Annotated in this window: 15 protein-coding genes and 1 pseudogene; 9 read left to right on the forward strand and 7 right to left on the reverse strand. The window is 61.7% G+C overall.

Features of this window, described 5'->3' with window-relative positions:
* Positions 1 to 73 precede the first annotated feature (73 nt).
* A pseudogene (locus C4J90_RS25845) lies at positions 74 to 2,913 on the forward strand (class I adenylate cyclase).
* Here the strand turns inward: C4J90_RS25845 and rnk are convergent.
* The 3 genes from rnk to cyaY all read right to left on the reverse strand — a co-directional run bounded on the left by rnk (position 2,910) and on the right by cyaY (position 4,008).
* Entirely contained in the window at positions 2,910 to 3,323 is a 414-nt protein-coding gene (gene rnk, locus C4J90_RS25850) for a nucleoside diphosphate kinase regulator (RefSeq protein WP_124364940.1), read from the reverse strand. The pseudogene C4J90_RS25845 and the gene rnk sit on opposite strands and share 4 nt — an antisense overlap.
* Before the next feature lie 131 nt (positions 3,324 to 3,454).
* Positions 3,455 to 3,673 carry a DUF1289 domain-containing protein gene (locus tag C4J90_RS25855; protein WP_124421108.1) on the reverse strand — a complete coding sequence of 73 codons (219 nt, stop codon included), beginning with the start codon at positions 3,671 to 3,673 and terminating at the stop codon, positions 3,455 to 3,457.
* 2 nt (positions 3,674 to 3,675) lie between these two features.
* Complete coding sequence (gene cyaY, locus C4J90_RS25860) at positions 3,676 to 4,008, reverse strand: iron donor protein CyaY (RefSeq protein ID WP_124364942.1); 333 nt, start codon at positions 4,006 to 4,008, stop codon at positions 3,676 to 3,678.
* A 238-nt stretch (positions 4,009 to 4,246) separates the two neighbouring features.
* Between cyaY and C4J90_RS25865 the strand changes: the two genes are divergently transcribed.
* Genes C4J90_RS25865 through C4J90_RS25890 form a run of 6 tightly spaced genes read left to right on the forward strand, consistent with a single transcriptional unit; the run spans position 4,247 to position 8,829 of the window.
* Entirely contained in the window at positions 4,247 to 4,414 is a 168-nt protein-coding gene (locus tag C4J90_RS25865) for a lipoprotein (RefSeq protein ID WP_003195417.1), read from the forward strand.
* A 9-nt stretch (positions 4,415 to 4,423) separates the two neighbouring features.
* Complete coding sequence (gene lysA / locus C4J90_RS25870; protein ID WP_124364943.1) at positions 4,424 to 5,671, forward strand: diaminopimelate decarboxylase; 1,248 nt, start codon at positions 4,424 to 4,426, stop codon at positions 5,669 to 5,671.
* Positions 5,672 to 5,674: 3 nt separating this feature from the next.
* Positions 5,675 to 6,505, forward strand: a complete 831-nt coding sequence (dapF, locus tag C4J90_RS25875) for a diaminopimelate epimerase (protein WP_124364944.1) — start codon at positions 5,675 to 5,677, stop codon at positions 6,503 to 6,505.
* Between the two features lie 13 nt (positions 6,506 to 6,518).
* Positions 6,519 to 7,235: a DUF484 family protein gene (locus C4J90_RS25880; RefSeq protein WP_124364945.1), complete on the forward strand. Its 717-nt coding sequence runs from the start codon at positions 6,519 to 6,521 to the stop codon at positions 7,233 to 7,235.
* 2 nt (positions 7,236 to 7,237) lie between these two features.
* Positions 7,238 to 8,137: a tyrosine recombinase XerC gene (gene xerC, locus C4J90_RS25885; protein WP_124405640.1), complete on the forward strand. Its 900-nt coding sequence runs from the start codon at positions 7,238 to 7,240 to the stop codon at positions 8,135 to 8,137.
* The gene (locus C4J90_RS25890) at positions 8,134 to 8,829 is read left to right on the forward strand and encodes an HAD family hydrolase (protein ID WP_124364947.1); all 696 of its coding nucleotides are present in this window, start codon (positions 8,134 to 8,136) and stop codon (positions 8,827 to 8,829) included. Before xerC ends, C4J90_RS25890 begins: the two co-directional genes overlap by 4 nt.
* 192 nt (positions 8,830 to 9,021) lie before the next feature.
* On the opposite strand, the gene sutA is transcribed toward C4J90_RS25890, so the two are convergent.
* The 4 genes from sutA to glnK all read right to left on the reverse strand — a co-directional run bounded on the left by sutA (position 9,022) and on the right by glnK (position 11,806).
* Positions 9,022 to 9,354, reverse strand: a complete 333-nt coding sequence (sutA, locus tag C4J90_RS25895) for a transcriptional regulator SutA (protein ID WP_124364948.1) — start codon at positions 9,352 to 9,354, stop codon at positions 9,022 to 9,024.
* Between the two features lie 102 nt (positions 9,355 to 9,456).
* Positions 9,457 to 9,882: a secondary thiamine-phosphate synthase enzyme YjbQ gene (locus C4J90_RS25900; protein ID WP_124364949.1), complete on the reverse strand. Its 426-nt coding sequence runs from the start codon at positions 9,880 to 9,882 to the stop codon at positions 9,457 to 9,459.
* Positions 9,883 to 10,092: 210 nt separating this feature from the next.
* Positions 10,093 to 11,433 (reverse strand): ammonium transporter, encoded by a 1,341-nt coding sequence (locus C4J90_RS25905; RefSeq protein WP_124364950.1) that lies wholly within the window; start codon positions 11,431 to 11,433, stop codon positions 10,093 to 10,095.
* Between the two features lie 34 nt (positions 11,434 to 11,467).
* The gene (gene glnK, locus C4J90_RS25910) at positions 11,468 to 11,806 is read right to left on the reverse strand and encodes a P-II family nitrogen regulator (protein WP_002555808.1); all 339 of its coding nucleotides are present in this window, start codon (positions 11,804 to 11,806) and stop codon (positions 11,468 to 11,470) included.
* A 422-nt stretch (positions 11,807 to 12,228) separates the two neighbouring features.
* Here glnK and C4J90_RS25915 point away from each other — a divergent pair, with 422 nt between their 5' ends.
* Together C4J90_RS25915 and C4J90_RS25920 are read left to right on the forward strand one after the other, a co-directional pair.
* Positions 12,229 to 12,492 (forward strand): accessory factor UbiK family protein, encoded by a 264-nt coding sequence (locus C4J90_RS25915; protein WP_003195432.1) that lies wholly within the window; start codon positions 12,229 to 12,231, stop codon positions 12,490 to 12,492.
* A 152-nt stretch (positions 12,493 to 12,644) separates the two neighbouring features.
* On the forward strand, positions 12,645 to 14,141 hold the full coding sequence (locus C4J90_RS25920; RefSeq protein ID WP_124421109.1) for a YifB family Mg chelatase-like AAA ATPase: 1,497 nt from the start codon (positions 12,645 to 12,647) through the stop codon (positions 14,139 to 14,141).
* Positions 14,142 to 14,149: the final 8 nt, after the last annotated feature.

Genomic DNA, 14,149 nt, shown 5'->3' on the forward strand with positions numbered 1-14,149 from the left:
AACCTCCTACGCTACTGCCTGTAAACTCCTACACGGCCGCCCACGTCGGGCCCTGCGAGCCACCGAATTCGACATGACCCGCACCCATGAAATCCGCCCCGACCTGGACGAAGGCATCGACCGTAAGGTGCTGACCCAATTGCGCGCGCGCTTCATGGCCCTCAATGAAGGCCGCATGGCCCGGGCCGTCGAAGGGTTGACCCCGCGCCAACAAAGCGTGCTCACCTTGTTGCCGCTGTTTTTCCACGTTAATCACCCTTTGCTGCCGGGCTATGTCTCCAGCGGCACACCGGCCGGGCTGTCGAATTTCGAACCCGATACCCAGGCCCTGGCCGAAGCCCAGCGCCTGACCCGTTCGTTCTCCTACAAGCCGCGCCATGGCAACCCGCCCCGCCCGATCCACGGTCTGTTCCTGATGGGCAGCCTGGGCACGTTGGCCCAGGCGGATCAGAGCGATATGGACGTGTGGGTGTGTCACGCTCCGGACCTGAATGAAAACGAGCTGGCCGAGCTGCGCAAGAAGTGTCAGCTGCTGGAAGCCTGGGCCCAGACCATGGGTGCCGAGGCGCATTTCTTTCTGATCGAACCGACGCGCTTTGTGCTCGGTGAACGGGACGCCCAACTGAGTTCCGACGATTGCGGCACCACCCAACACTATTTGCTGCTGGACGAGTTCTACCGCACCGCCATCTGGCTGGCCGGGCGCACGCCGATCTGGTGGCTGGTCCCGGTGTATGAAGAAAGCCGCTACGCTGAGTTCACCCACACGCTGATCTCCAAACGCTTCATTCGCGCCGACGAAACCCTCGATCTCGGCCATCTGGCGCGCATTCCTCCGGGGAATTCATCGGCGCCGGGCTGTGGCAACTGTTCAAGGGCATCGAGTCGCCCTATAAATCGGTGCTCAAGCTGCTGCTGACCGAGGTCTACGCCAGCGAACACCCCAACGTGCACTGCCTGAGCCTGCGCTTCAAGCGCGCGGTGTTTGCCAATCAACTGGACCTGGACGAGCTGGACCCGTACATCGTGGTCTACCGCCGCATCGAGGAATACCTCAAGGCCCGCAATGAACCCGAACGCCTGGAACTGGTGCGGCGCAGCCTGTACCTGAAGGTCAACCGCAAGCTCAGCGCCGGCCAGCGCACCGCCAGTTGGCAACGACTGCTGCTCGAACGCCTGGCCGATGAGTGGGGTTGGGACCAGCGCCAACTGGCCTTGCTGGACAGCCGCAGCCAATGGAAGGTGCGCCAGGTCGCCTCCGAGCGCCGTGCCCTGGTCAACGAGCTGAACTACAGCTACCGCTTCCTCACCCAGTTCGCCCGTACGGAACAGACCGTCAGCCTGATCAACAAGCGCGACCTCAATGTGCTGGGCCGCCGCTTGTACGCAGCCTTTGAACGCAAGGCCGGCAAGGTCGAGTTCATCAACCCCGGGATTGCCCCGGACCTGGCCGAAGACACCCTGACCCTGGTGCATTCACCCAACCGCAAAGAGCCGGGCCAGCACCACTGGGGCCTGTATAACGGCAACCTCACGGCTCTGGAATGGGAGCACTTCGCGCCGATCAAACGCAGCCGCGACCTGCTGGAAATGCTCACGTGGTGCCATCGCAACGGTGTGATCGACAGCAGCACGCGCCTGGCGCTGCACCCCGGCGCCAGCGACATGACCGAGTTCGAGCTGTTCAACCTGCTGGGCAGCCTGCAACAGACCATTGCCCCGCCCCTGGCCAGCGTCGATGAAGCGCGCCTGTTGCGTTCGGCGGTACCGGAAGAAGTGCTGTTGCTGATTAACGTCGGCGTCGACCCACTCAAGCATCACCGTGACCTGAATATTCTGATGACCACCGAGCGCACCGACTCCCTGAGTTATGCCGGCGTGCGTGAAAACCTGGTATTGACCTTGGACCAGGTCACGGTCAATAGCTGGAACGAGGTGATGGTCAGCCGCTACGACGGCCCCCATGCGCTGCTCGACTGCCTGCGCGACTACCTCAACCAACTGCCGCCGGCTCATTTGCCGCGGTTGCGGGTGCGCTGTTTCTGTCACAACCGAGCGCAGTTCATTGCCCAGCGCGTCGAAGAAATATTCGACACCGCACAGCATCTGCTGCTCGGCCAAAGCAACCACCGCTACCTGCTCCAGGTGCAGCAGCACTATCACGTCATGGAACTGATTCCCGGCCAGGCCACCCACGTGTCACTGCCAACCCAGGACGCCTTGGTCGCCTACCTCAGCGAAGAGCTGGCCAGCTACAGCCCGTGGCACCTGGACGCCATGGCGCTGGAAGACCACGACCTGGCGCTGCTGCTGCCCATGGGCCAGGCCGATTGCGTACAAGTGTTCTATCGGGTCAATGAAGGCTTCGCCGAGCTGTATGTGCTCGACGAATTCAACGCGCTCTGGCAGCAGCGCTTGCCGTTCCATGATGAACAGAGCCTGTTGGCACCGCTGCAGCGGTTCCTGCTGTCGATCATCTATCGCCGCGAAGCGCTGTCACCGCTGGACACCCAACAGCCGCTGGGCGAAGTACAAACGCTGTACTACCAACTGTTGCCATCGGGCAGCGCTCGCGCACGCGTTGTCGAACCAAGGCCGGCGCCGCAACACCCGGCCAACAAGCCGTTTTATGACGTGCAGGCGATTATCGGCAAGGCGGCGCCCGGCCAGGTGGGTGTCACGCTGTACTGCAATCAGCGGGAATTTTCCGAAATGGAGTTTGGCGACCAGCTGTTTGCGGTGGTCGCCCGGGAGATCATCGGGCAGCGCCGCGAGTCCGAGCGTTACCGTTGCTACATCACCGACCTGGACCTGTCGGGCCTGCTGGGCGACGTGCAAAGCCCGAGCAATCTGTACCTGCGCTACAAGGCCGAGCTGGAGCTCGCGCTCAATGAAGCGCTGAGCCAGATTTAAAGCGGGAAGGCGCCGCCGTCTTTGGGCTGGCCTTCGACACTCAGCAATTCAAGCTTGAGGGTCTTGCCGCCCGGTGCGGGCCAATCGATGTGCTGGCCCACTTGCAGGCCCAGCAAAGCACTGCCGACCGGCGCCAGGATCGAGATCTTGCCTTCATCAGCATTCGCGTCCTTGGGGTAAACCAGGGTCAGGTGATAGTCCTTGCCACTGCCTTGTTCACGGCAATGCACGCTGGAGTTCATGGTCACGACAGTTGCAGGCACTTCATCGTGACCAACCACGTCTTCGGCGCGGTCGAGTTCGGCCTGCAACGCTTCGACGCCGGGAAACTCGTCGCCCAAGCGGTCGATCAGTTGCTCCAGACGCTGCACGTCAAGACGGGTGAGAATGATGGACGGTGCGGTGGTCATGATTCAGGCAGACTCCTTTTTTCTGCACAAAAAAGCAAAACCCCGCCAGGAAAAGGCGGGGTTCTCACGGGCCTCGATGAGTTGAGGCGTACCCCGACACTACCACAGCGTCACAAATAAACAAGATGGCGTCAGGTCTGGGCCCGGCGCTGCTCGGCCTGCGCGCAGATCACTCGACGCCGGGCATCGTCGGCGGAGCGCCATTCGCGGATGTCTTCGACATGCCGGAAGCAGCCGAGGCAGACTTTTTGCTCATCCAGGCGACACAAACTGATACAAGGCGACGGCACTGCCGGGCTGACGTTGCTGAACAGCGGCTTGGGCGGGCGTACGAGGGCAGGCTGAGTCACTGTCAGATCTCGTCGAAGTCCAGCTCGGCGCCGGTATATTCCTCGACCAGCCGCGTGAGCATCTCGCCCAGCAACTCTTCACTTTTGTCGCACTGCCATTTGCCGCTGTCTTCGTCGTAGTCGAAGTGAACGCCACCAGAGCGCGCCGCCAGCCACAACTGACGCAGCGGTTCCTGGCGACTGAAGATCAGTTGCTGGCCGCTCTCGAATTTGACGGTCAGCACACCGGCCGAGTTTTCCAGATCCACATCCAGGTCGCTGTCGTCGAAAATATCTTCCAGCTTCTCCTGGGTGGCATCCACCAGGTCGTGAAAACGGGCTTCGGTCAAACTCATTGTGGCAACCTCAAAAGTGTCTGGTTCTGCTCAAGCGCCGCACGATACGGACGCGCCCCGCCGATTGCAAAGGATACCGATTTCAACGCGATTGACGGCGTGAAATATCCTCAAACAGCGTAGTCCGCTTCCCGACCCTCTCGGCAAACCCCCGCCGGACGGGTATTCCGGCGCATAGGCAAGCTGGCGGGTGGTCGGTATACTCGGGCGCAATTAATGCATATTCAAGGATTTCGCCATGAAGCGCCTGATCTCTTCCCTTGCTGCGCTCGTCGCGGTCGCTTGCCTCGTTAGTGCCTGTGGTCAAAAAGGCCCGCTGTACCTGCCCGACGACAGCAAAGACCCGAACGAACAGGCGCAGTCGTCGCAAAAGCCATCGAAAGCGCACAAGCACGACACTTACTAAGGGACCCTCATGGACGCTTTTAACTACCGGGACGGCGAGCTGTTCGCGGAAGGCGTGGCGCTGTCTGCGATTGCCGAGCGCTTTGGCACCCCGACGTATGTGTATTCCCGTGCACATATCGAAGCGCAATACCGCTCGTTCACCGACCCGCTGGAAGGCGTGCCGCACCTGGTGTGCTACGCGGTGAAAGCCAACTCCAACCTGGGTGTACTCAATGTCCTGGCGCGTCTGGGCGCTGGTTTTGACATTGTGTCCCGTGGCGAACTCGAACGTGTATTGGCCGCCGGTGGCCAGGCCGACAAGATCGTGTTCTCCGGCGTCGGCAAGAGCCGCGAAGACATGCGCCGCGCCCTGGAAGTGGGTGTGCACTGCTTCAACATCGAGTCCACCGACGAGCTGGAGCGCCTGCAGGTCGTGGCCGCCGAGATGGGCGTTCGCGCGCCGATCTCCCTGCGCGTCAACCCGGACGTCGATGCGGGCACCCACCCGTACATTTCCACCGGCCTCAAGGAGAACAAGTTCGGCATCGCCATAGCCGACGCCGAAGACGTGTACATCCGCGCCGCCCAATTGCCGAACCTGGACGTGTTGGGTGTCGACTGCCATATCGGCTCGCAACTGACCACCCTGCCGCCGTTCCTGGATGCGCTCGACCGCCTGCTGGCGCTGATCGACCGCCTCGGCGATTGCGGCATCTACCTGCACCACATCGATCTGGGTGGCGGTGTGGGCGTGCGGTATCGCGATGAAGAACCGCCGTTGATCGCCGACTACATCAAGGCGGTGCGCGAGCGTATCGAAGGCCGCGATCTGACGCTGATGTTCGAGCCGGGCCGCTACATCGTCGCCAATGCCGGTTTGCTGCTGACCCAGGTCGAGTACCTCAAGCACACTGAGCACAAGGACTTCGCCATCGTCGACGCGGCGATGAACGACCTGATCCGCCCGGCGCTGTACCAGGCCTGGATGAATGTCACCGCCGTTGCCCCTCGCGACAGCGAAACGCGCGCGTACGACATCGTCGGCCCGATCTGTGAGACCGGCGACTTCCTGGCCAAGGATCGTCAGCTGGCCCTGGAGGAAGGCGACCTGCTGGCCGTGCATTCGGCCGGTGCCTATGGGTTTGTCATGAGTTCCAACTACAACACGCGCGGGCGAGCCGCCGAGGTGCTGGTGGACGGTGATCAAGCGTTCGAAGTGCGTCGCCGCGAGACGGTAGCCGAGTTGTATGCTGGCGAAAGCCTGCTGCCGGAGTAAGCCATGCTGCTGCGTTTTACCAAGATGCACGGGCTGGGCAATGACTTCATGGTTCTCGACCTGGTCAGCCAGCACGCACACATCCTGCCCAAGCACGCCAAACAATGGGGCGACCGGCATACCGGTGTCGGCTTCGACCAATTATTGCTGGTGGAAGCGCCGACCAACCCGGAGGTGGATTTCCGTTATCGGATCTTCAACTCTGATGGCTCTGAAGTGGAACAGTGCGGCAACGGTGCGCGCTGCTTTGCGCGCTTCGTGCTGGACAAGCGTCTGACCGCCAAGCGCCAGATCCGCGTCGAGACCAAAGGCGGCGTGATCGAACTGGATATCCGCAGTGACGGCCAGATCAGCGTCAACATGGGCGCGCCACGCCTGGTGCCGGCGGACATTCCGTTCCAGGCGCCCGAGCAGGCCCTCAGTTATGCGCTGGAGGTGGACGGCAACAGCGTGGATATCGCCGCCGTGTCCATGGGCAATCCCCATGCGGTGCTGCGGGTCAATGACATCAACAATGCGCCCGTGCATGAACTGGGGCCGAAGATCGAACATCACCCGCGCTTTCCGGCGCGGGTTAATGTGGGCTTCCTGCAGGTGATCGACCGTTCCCGCGCGCAATTGCGTGTGTGGGAGCGCGGCGCCGGCGAAACCCAGGCCTGCGGCACCGGTGCCTGCGCCGCTGCCGTGGCCGCGATCAGCCAGGGGTGGATGGATTCACCGCTGCTGATCGACCTGCCGGGTGGGCGCTTGTCCATCGAATGGGCAGGCCCTGGCCACCCGGTGATGATGACCGGGCCGGCCTCGCGTGTATACGAAGGACAGGTCCGTCTATGAGTGAGCCAAGCCAATGACCGATAAGCCTCAAGTACCCGCACACGTCACCCCAAGTGAAAGCCTGGAGGCCGCTGCAGTCGCGGCGTACCTTGAGGCTCATGCGGATTTTTTCGTCGAGCACGAGCAATTGCTTCCGGCCTTGCGCATCCCCCACCAACGCGGCGATACCGTGTCGTTGGTGGAGCGGCAAATGCAGATCCTGCGCGAGCGCAATATCGAAATGCGCCACCGGCTCTCGCACCTGATGGATGTGGCCCGCGACAACGATCGCCTGTTCGACAAGACCCGTCGCCTGATCCTGACCCTGATGGACGCCGCCAGCCTGGAAGAAACGGTGATAGCTGTGGAAGACAGCCTGCGCCAGGACTTCCAGGTGCCGTTTGTCAGCCTGATCCTGTTCAGCGACAACCCGATGCCGGTGGGGCGTTGGGTCAGCGGTGGCGAAGCGCAAACCGCCATCGGCGGCCTGCTTTCCGAAGGCAAGACCATCAGCGGCACCCTGCGCGAGCATGAACTGGACTTCCTGTTTGGTGCCGAACAGCGCCAACAGATCGGCTCCACCGCCGTGGTTGCCCTCAGCCATCAAGGCCTGCATGGCGTACTGGCCATCGCCAGCCGCGATCCCGCGCATTACAAAAGCTCGGTGGGCACCCTGTTTTTGACCTACATCGCCGAAGTGCTGGGCCGCGTCTTGCCGCGTTTCACCACTGCCCTGCGCGCGGTGCGCTAGCCATGGAACGGCAACTGGACGCTTACTGCGCTCACCTGCGCAACGAGCGCCAGGTGTCGCCTCATACCCTGGAAGCCTACCGGCGGGACTTGAACAAGGTCCTGGCCTATTGCGAAAAGCAGCAGATCGCCAGCTGGAAAGCCCTGGATATCCAGAGCCTGCGCAGCCTGGTCGCACGGCTGCACCAGCAAGGCCAGTCCTCGCGTAGCCTGTCGCGCCTGCTGTCGGCGGTGCGCGGCCTCTATCACTACCTGAACCGCGAAGGCCTGTGTGACCACGACCCGGCCAATGGCCTGTCGCCGCCCAAAGGCGAGCGCCGCCTGCCCAAGACCCTGGACACCGACCGCGCTCTGCAACTGCTCGATGGCGCGGTCGAGGATGACTTCCTGGCGCACCGCGACCAGGCGATCCTCGAGTTGTTCTACTCCTCGGGCCTGCGCCTGTCGGAGCTGACCGGCCTGAACCTCGATCAACTGGACCTGGCAGATGGGCTGGTGCAGGTGCTGGGTAAAGGCAGCAAGACGCGGGTGTTGCCCGTCGGCAGAAAAGCCCGTGAAGCCCTGCAACTGTGGTTGCCGTTGCGGGCGCTGGCCAATCCGCAAGACGACGCGGTATTTATCAGCCAACAGGGCCGACGCCTGGGGCCACGGGCCATTCAGTTGCGCGTAAAAGCCGCCGGCGAGCGCGAACTGGGGCAGAACCTGCACCCGCATATGCTCAGGCACTCCTTTGCCAGCCATATGCTGGAGTCGTCCCAGGACCTGCGCGCGGTACAGGAGCTGCTCGGCCACTCCGACATCAAGACCACGCAAATCTACACCCACCTCGACTTCCAGCACCTGGCAACGGTGTACGACAGCGCCCATCCACGGGCCAAACGCATCAAGGGCGGCGACTCATGAGCATCAAGCTGATCACCTTCGACCTGGACGACACGCTCTGGGACAACGTACCCGTCATCATCAGCGCCGAAGCGTCAATGCGCGAATGGTTGGCGCTCAACGCATCCAAGGTCGGCGACTTGCCCCTGGAGCATTTCGCCAGCCTGCGCCAACAGGTGCTGCAACGTCATCCTGAACTCAAACATCGCATCAGTATCCTGCGCCACCGGGTGTTGATGCATGCGTTTGAGGAGGCTGGTTATCCACAGCCTGAGGCCACGGAAATGGCCGACGTGTGTTTTGAAGCGTTCATTCATGCGCGGCATCAACTCACCGTCTTCCCCGAAGCCGAGCCGATGCTCAAAGCCCTGCGCCAGCACTTCCTGCTGGGGGTGATCACCAATGGCAATGCCGACGTACAACGCGTAGGCCTGGCGGACTACTTTCACTTTGCCTTGCGTGCCGAGGATATCGGCATCGCCAAGCCAGATGCGCGGTTGTTTCAGGAGGCATTACAGCGCGGCGGCGTGAAGGCCGAAGCGGCGGTGCATGTTGGCGATCACCCGGGCGATGACATTGCCGGGGCGCAACAGGCGGGGCTGCGAGCAGTGTGGTTCAACCCGGCGGGCAAGGCGTGGGAAGGGGATAAACTCCCGGATGCGCAAATTCGCAGCCTGACGCAATTGCCGGAGTTACTTCGCCGCTGGCAGTAACACCGATGGCCAAATGTGGGAGGGGGCTTGCCCCCGATTACGGTAGATCAGCCAGCCTATTTGGTGATTGATTCTCCGCTATCGGGGGCAAGCCCCCTCCCACATTTTGATCACCACAAGGCTCGAATAAATCAGCAGGCATGAAAAAACCCGCAGCGACGGCGGGCTCTTTCAGCAAGCAGGTGGCTGACCTCAGATAGGACGGCTGCCGTACTTGTTATCCGGCTTCTTCGGTGGATCAGCCACCACGTTGGGCTCGACTTCGACCACTTTGCCGCCTTTGGCGAGGAATTCTTCCATCGCACGGGCCAGGGCATCGCGTTCTTTGTTCTTGGCTTCAACGCTGGGCAGCTCGTCTACCGAAACAGCCGCCTTGGCCTTGCCTTTGGCTTTGGGCGCGACATCATCGCCAGCACTGTCATCGAGGTCTTCGGCAACGTCATCAGCCGCCGCTTCAAGACTTTCCTCAGTGTCGTCTTCGTCACCTACTTCGAGGTCGTCGTTTTCCAGATCATCGTCGCTCATGTTCTACCTCATGACTTGCGAAAAGCAGATTAGTTATAGCCCAGCTTCACCCTCTGTCGAGGTCGCCGGAAAAAAATCAACATCCACTGGATCACCAGTGGCTTATGCCCCTTCACCGTGCAAGGTGGCGAGGACTTTACGAGTACCGCCATGATCACGGTGCTCGCCCAGATAAACACCTTGCCAGGTCCCCATCGCCAAGCGGCCAGCCTTCACCGGCAAACTCAGCTGGCAGCCCAGGAGACTGGCCTTGAAGTGCGCCGGCAGATCATCCGGACCTTCGTCGTTGTGTTCAAACCCTGCATGGCCTTGCGGCACCAGCAAGTTGAAGAAACGCTCGAAGTCACGGCGAACCGCCGGGTCGGCATTCTCGTTGACCGTCAACGAGGCCGAGGTGTGCTGCAGCCACAGATGCAACAGGCCCACGCGACACGCCTTCAATTCAGGCAAGCCGGCGAGCAACTCGTCGGTCACCAGGTGAAAGCCCCGGGGCTTGGCCCGCAGGGTAATCAGGGTCTGTTGCCACATACAGTTCTCCGCCCATCGGCGCGCATTCTAGCGCGCTCTGGAAAAAAACAAAGTGCCGAATACGCCTACATGTCTGTAAGACATTCGCACCCTTAAAAGTGCCGTGTAGATCCCATCACAAAGTTGACGAAAAACCCATGCCACTTATAGGCAGAGACAAACGCCAGACAAAAAAATGCCCGGCAAGCCGGGCATCTTTTTTTCGCGTACTTACAGGTTGTAGCCACGCTCGTTATGTTGCGCCAGGTCGAGACCGACCGCCTCTTCCTCTTCGGTGACGCGCAGGCCCATGACCATGTCCAGCACCTTGAGGATCACGTAGGTGACGATCGCCGTGTAGATCACGGTGAAGCCGACGCCTTTGCACTGGATCCACACCTGGGCGGCGATGTCAGTGGTAGCGGCGTTGAAGCCACCCATCGACGGAGCCGCGAATACGCCGGTCAGGATCGCGCCGAGGATACCGCCGATACCGTGCACGCCGAAGGCGTCCAGGGAGTCGTCGTAGCCCAGCTTGCGCTTGAGGGTAGTGGCGCAGAAGAAACACACCACGCCCGCCGCCAGGCCAATGACCAGGGCGCCCATCGGGCCCACGGTGCCAGCCGCCGGAGTGATCGCAACCAGGCCGGCCACCACACCCGAGGCGATGCCCAGTGCGCTCGGCTTGCCGTGGGTGATCCACTCGGCAAACATCCAGCCCAACGCCGCCGCAGCGGTAGCAATCTGGGTAACCAGCATCGCCATGCCGGCCGTGCCGTTGGCTGCGGCAGCGGAACCGGCGTTAAAGCCGAACCAGCCGATCCACAGCATGGCCGCGCCGATCAAGGTGTAACCCAGGTTGTGCGGGGCCATCGGGGTGGTCGGGAAGCCTTTACGTTTGCCGAGCACCAGGCACGCTACCAGGCCGGCCACACCGGCGTTGATGTGCACCACGGTGCCACCGGCGAAGTCCAGCACGCCCCAGTCCCACATCAGGCCGCCGTTGCCGCTCCAGACCATGTGCGCAATCGGCGCATAGACCAGCGTGAACCAGATGCCCATGAAAATCAGCATCGCGGAGAACTTCATGCGCTCGGCGAAGGCACCGACGATCAGCGCCGGAGTGATGATGGCGAACGTCATCTGGAAGGTGATGAACACCGCTTCCGGGAACAGCGCCGCAGGCCCGGTAATGCTGGCTGGAGTGACCCCTGCCAGGAACGCCTTGCCCATGCCGCCGAAGAAGGAGTTGAAGTTGACGACGCCCTGCTCCATACCGGTGGTATCGAACGCAATGCTGTAACCGTAGACGACCCACAGGATGCTGATCAGGCCAGTGATGGCAAAGCATTGCATCATCACCGACAGAATATTCTTGGAGCGGACCATGCCGCCGTAGAACAGCGCCAGGCCAGGAATGGTCATGAACAGCACCAGTGCGGTGGCGGTCAGCATCCAGGCAGTGTCGCCGGAGTTGAGGACTGGAGCCGCCACTTCGTCTGCCGCCATTGCAAGGCTTGGCATTACGATGGACAACAGGGCTCCGAGCCCTGCGAATGTACGCAGAGTCATAGTGTTTTCTCCTGGGGCGTTGGGGTTTGGCGGCTTAGATTGCGTCGGTATCGGTTTCGCCGGTACGGATGCGGATAGCCTGTTCCAGATTGACCACGAAGATCTTGCCGTCACCGATCTTGCCGGTGTTGGCGGCCTTGGTTATCGCCTCGATAACCCGGTCAAGATCCTTGTCGTCAATGGCGACATCAATCTTCACCTTCGGCAGGAAATCGACCACATATTCCGCGCCGCGATACAGCTCGGTATGACCCTTCTGCCGACCGAAGCCCTTGACCTCAGTAACGGTAATGCCCTGCACGCCGATCTCGGACAGTGACTCGCGTACGTCGTCCAACTTGAACGGCTTGATGATGGCAGTGACTAGCTTCATGAAAACTCTCTCCCGAATTGGTGGACTTGCCCCAGGAAAACAAACCCGTCTCAAGTCTAAGCGCAGTGCCTGGCTTTGTAACGCATCGTCGCCTCGGCATTTACCGTGGCGACGCCAGCGAACCACTGGTGACGAAACCTGTACCCCTGATCCGTCGGCGCACTGCATTCGTCACAGCGACTGCATCAGTGCATGGGTCATGATCGTCTAAGCAGAAACCTTGCCAGCTCCGTAAAAATCACTGAAATCAGTCCGTTGCCCACTCATGCCCACCTGCGGGGCGTTCCGGCGGTGGCGATGCGCATCAAAACAGTGCGAGAGCGCCCATCCCGATGCGCGAAAAGCGTGCGCGCCAGGGCCGTGAAAAGACTATAGACGCTGCGTGATACACTGCCGGCCAACTGTTTTCCGGAATATTTCCCATGCTCGCGCCCAAAGACTTCCTCGACGCCCTGAGCGGCCACGCCTCTCGCCTGTTCAGCGGCGACACCCCGCTGCCCCGCAATGAAATCGAAAGCCAGTTCAAGGCACTGCTGCAAAGTGGCTTCAGCAAGCTCGATCTGGTGAGCCGTGAAGAGTTCGACAGCCAGATGGTGGTGCTCGCCCGCACGCGTGCGCGGCTGGAAAGCCTGGAGGCAAAAGTGGCGGAACTGGAAGCGCGGCTGACGCCACCGTCAGCCGAGTGAACGCAATCAGTGTGGGAGGGGGCTTGCCCCCTCCCACATTAGCCCCGCGTTGTCGCCTGGATACGTTCTGTAAAACCTCCCCCGCTTTGCTTTCCCCACCCTCGTCTACCCTTGAATAACCCGCAGGAAGCGGCCCCATTCAAGGATCGAGCATGTCCCTCGCCATCGTCCACAGTCGCGCCCAGATCGGCGTTGAAGCCCCCGTCGTCACGGTTGAAGTGCATATGGCTAATGGCTTGCCATCACTGACGCTGGTGGGCTTGCCTGAGACGGCGGTAAAGGAAAGCAAGGACCGTGTACGCAGCGCCATTCTCAATTCGGCCCTGCAATATCCGCCGCGTCGCATCACCCTCAACCTCGCGCCCGCCGACCTGCCCAAGGACGGCGGGCGTTTTGATTTGGCGATTGCCCTGGGGATCCTGGCGGCCAGTATGCAGGTGCCGGCGTTGATGCTCGATGACGTTGAGTGCCTGGGCGAGTTGGCACTGTCGGGCGAGGTACGCGCGGTGAAAGGCGTTTTGCCGGCCGCACTGGCGGCGCGCAAGGCCGGGCGCACCTTGATAGTGCCCAGGGCGAATGCTGAGGAAGCGTGCCTGGCATCAGGGTTGAAGGTGATTGCGGTGGACCACTTGCTGCAGGTGGTGGCGCACCTGAACGGGCATGTACCGATCGAGCCCTACCAGTCCGACGGCTTGCTGTATTTGAACAAACCTTACCCGGACCTCAGTGAAGTACAGGGCCAGTTGGCTGCCAAGCGTGCCTTGCTGATCGCCGCTGCGGGGGCGCACAACCTGTTATTCAGCGGGCCACCCGGCACCGGCAAGACCTTGCTCGCCAGCCGCCTGCCGGGTTTGCTGCCACCACTGAGTGAACACGAGGCGCTGGAAGTCGCGGCAATTCAATCGGTGGTCAGCCTGGCACCGCTGAGCCATTGGCCGCAACGGCCGTTTCGCCAGCCGCACCACTCGGCGTCGGGCCCCGCGCTGGTCGGCGGCGGATCGAAGCCGCAACCGGGGGAAATCACCCTGGCCCACCACGGCGTGCTGTTCCTCGATGAGTTGCCGGAGTTCGATCGCAAAGTCCTGGAGGTGCTGCGTGAGCCACTTGAGTCGGGGCATATCGTGATTTCCCGCGCCCGCGACCGGGTGAGCTTCCCGGCACGCTTCCAACTGGTCGCGGCGATGAACCCCTGCCCTTGCGGCTATCTGGGCGAACCCAGCGGCCGCTGTCGTTGTACGCCGGAGCAGATCCAACGCTATCGCAACAAGCTGTCCGGGCCGCTGCTGGACCGGATCGATTTGCACCTGACCGTGGCGCGGGAGGCCACGGCACTGAGCCCGGCACAACAGACCGGTGACAACACCGCGAAAGCCTCCGCAGCAGTGGCCGATGCACGGGAACGCCAGCAACGCCGCCAAGGATGCGCCAACGCCTTCCTCGACCTGCCGGGGTTGCGCGAGTACTGCAAGCTGGCAAAGGTTGATGAAGGCTGGTTGGAAAGCGCATGCGAACGACTGACGCTGTCGCTGCGGGCGGCCCACCGGTTGCTCAAGGTAGCGCGTACCCTGGCGGACCTGGAACAAACAGAGAACATCGCTCGCCACCATCTGCAAGAGGCCTTGCAGTACCGTCCGGCGGCGAGCTCGTGAGCCATGCG

The organism is Pseudomonas sp. R2-60-08W, from assembly GCF_003852335.1.
In the GTDB taxonomy this organism is placed as follows: Bacteria; Pseudomonadota; Gammaproteobacteria; order Pseudomonadales; family Pseudomonadaceae; genus Aquipseudomonas.

Bases quoted from the DNA above. Each gene is read 5' to 3' on its own strand.
- rnk (WP_124364940.1), bottom strand. From the start codon at position 3,323: ATGACCACCGCACCGTCCATCATTCTCACCCGTCTTGACGTGCAGCGT.
- cyaY (WP_124364942.1), bottom strand. From the start codon at position 4,008: ATGAGTTTGACCGAAGCCCGTTTTCACGACCTGGTGGATGCCACCCAG.
- C4J90_RS25865 (WP_003195417.1), top strand. From the start codon at position 4,247: ATGAAGCGCCTGATCTCTTCCCTTGCTGCGCTCGTCGCGGTCGCTTGC.
- lysA (WP_124364943.1), top strand. From the start codon at position 4,424: ATGGACGCTTTTAACTACCGGGACGGCGAGCTGTTCGCGGAAGGCGTG.
- dapF (WP_124364944.1), top strand. From the start codon at position 5,675: ATGCTGCTGCGTTTTACCAAGATGCACGGGCTGGGCAATGACTTCATG.
- C4J90_RS25880 (WP_124364945.1), top strand. From the start codon at position 6,519: ATGACCGATAAGCCTCAAGTACCCGCACACGTCACCCCAAGTGAAAGC.
- xerC (WP_124405640.1), top strand. From the start codon at position 7,238: ATGGAACGGCAACTGGACGCTTACTGCGCTCACCTGCGCAACGAGCGC.
- C4J90_RS25890 (WP_124364947.1), top strand. From the start codon at position 8,134: ATGAGCATCAAGCTGATCACCTTCGACCTGGACGACACGCTCTGGGAC.
- sutA (WP_124364948.1), bottom strand. From the start codon at position 9,354: ATGAGCGACGATGATCTGGAAAACGACGACCTCGAAGTAGGTGACGAA.
- C4J90_RS25900 (WP_124364949.1), bottom strand. From the start codon at position 9,882: ATGTGGCAACAGACCCTGATTACCCTGCGGGCCAAGCCCCGGGGCTTT.
- C4J90_RS25905 (WP_124364950.1), bottom strand. From the start codon at position 11,433: ATGACTCTGCGTACATTCGCAGGGCTCGGAGCCCTGTTGTCCATCGTA.
- glnK (WP_002555808.1), bottom strand. From the start codon at position 11,806: ATGAAGCTAGTCACTGCCATCATCAAGCCGTTCAAGTTGGACGACGTA.
- C4J90_RS25915 (WP_003195432.1), top strand. From the start codon at position 12,229: ATGCTCGCGCCCAAAGACTTCCTCGACGCCCTGAGCGGCCACGCCTCT.
- C4J90_RS25920 (WP_124421109.1), top strand. From the start codon at position 12,645: ATGTCCCTCGCCATCGTCCACAGTCGCGCCCAGATCGGCGTTGAAGCC.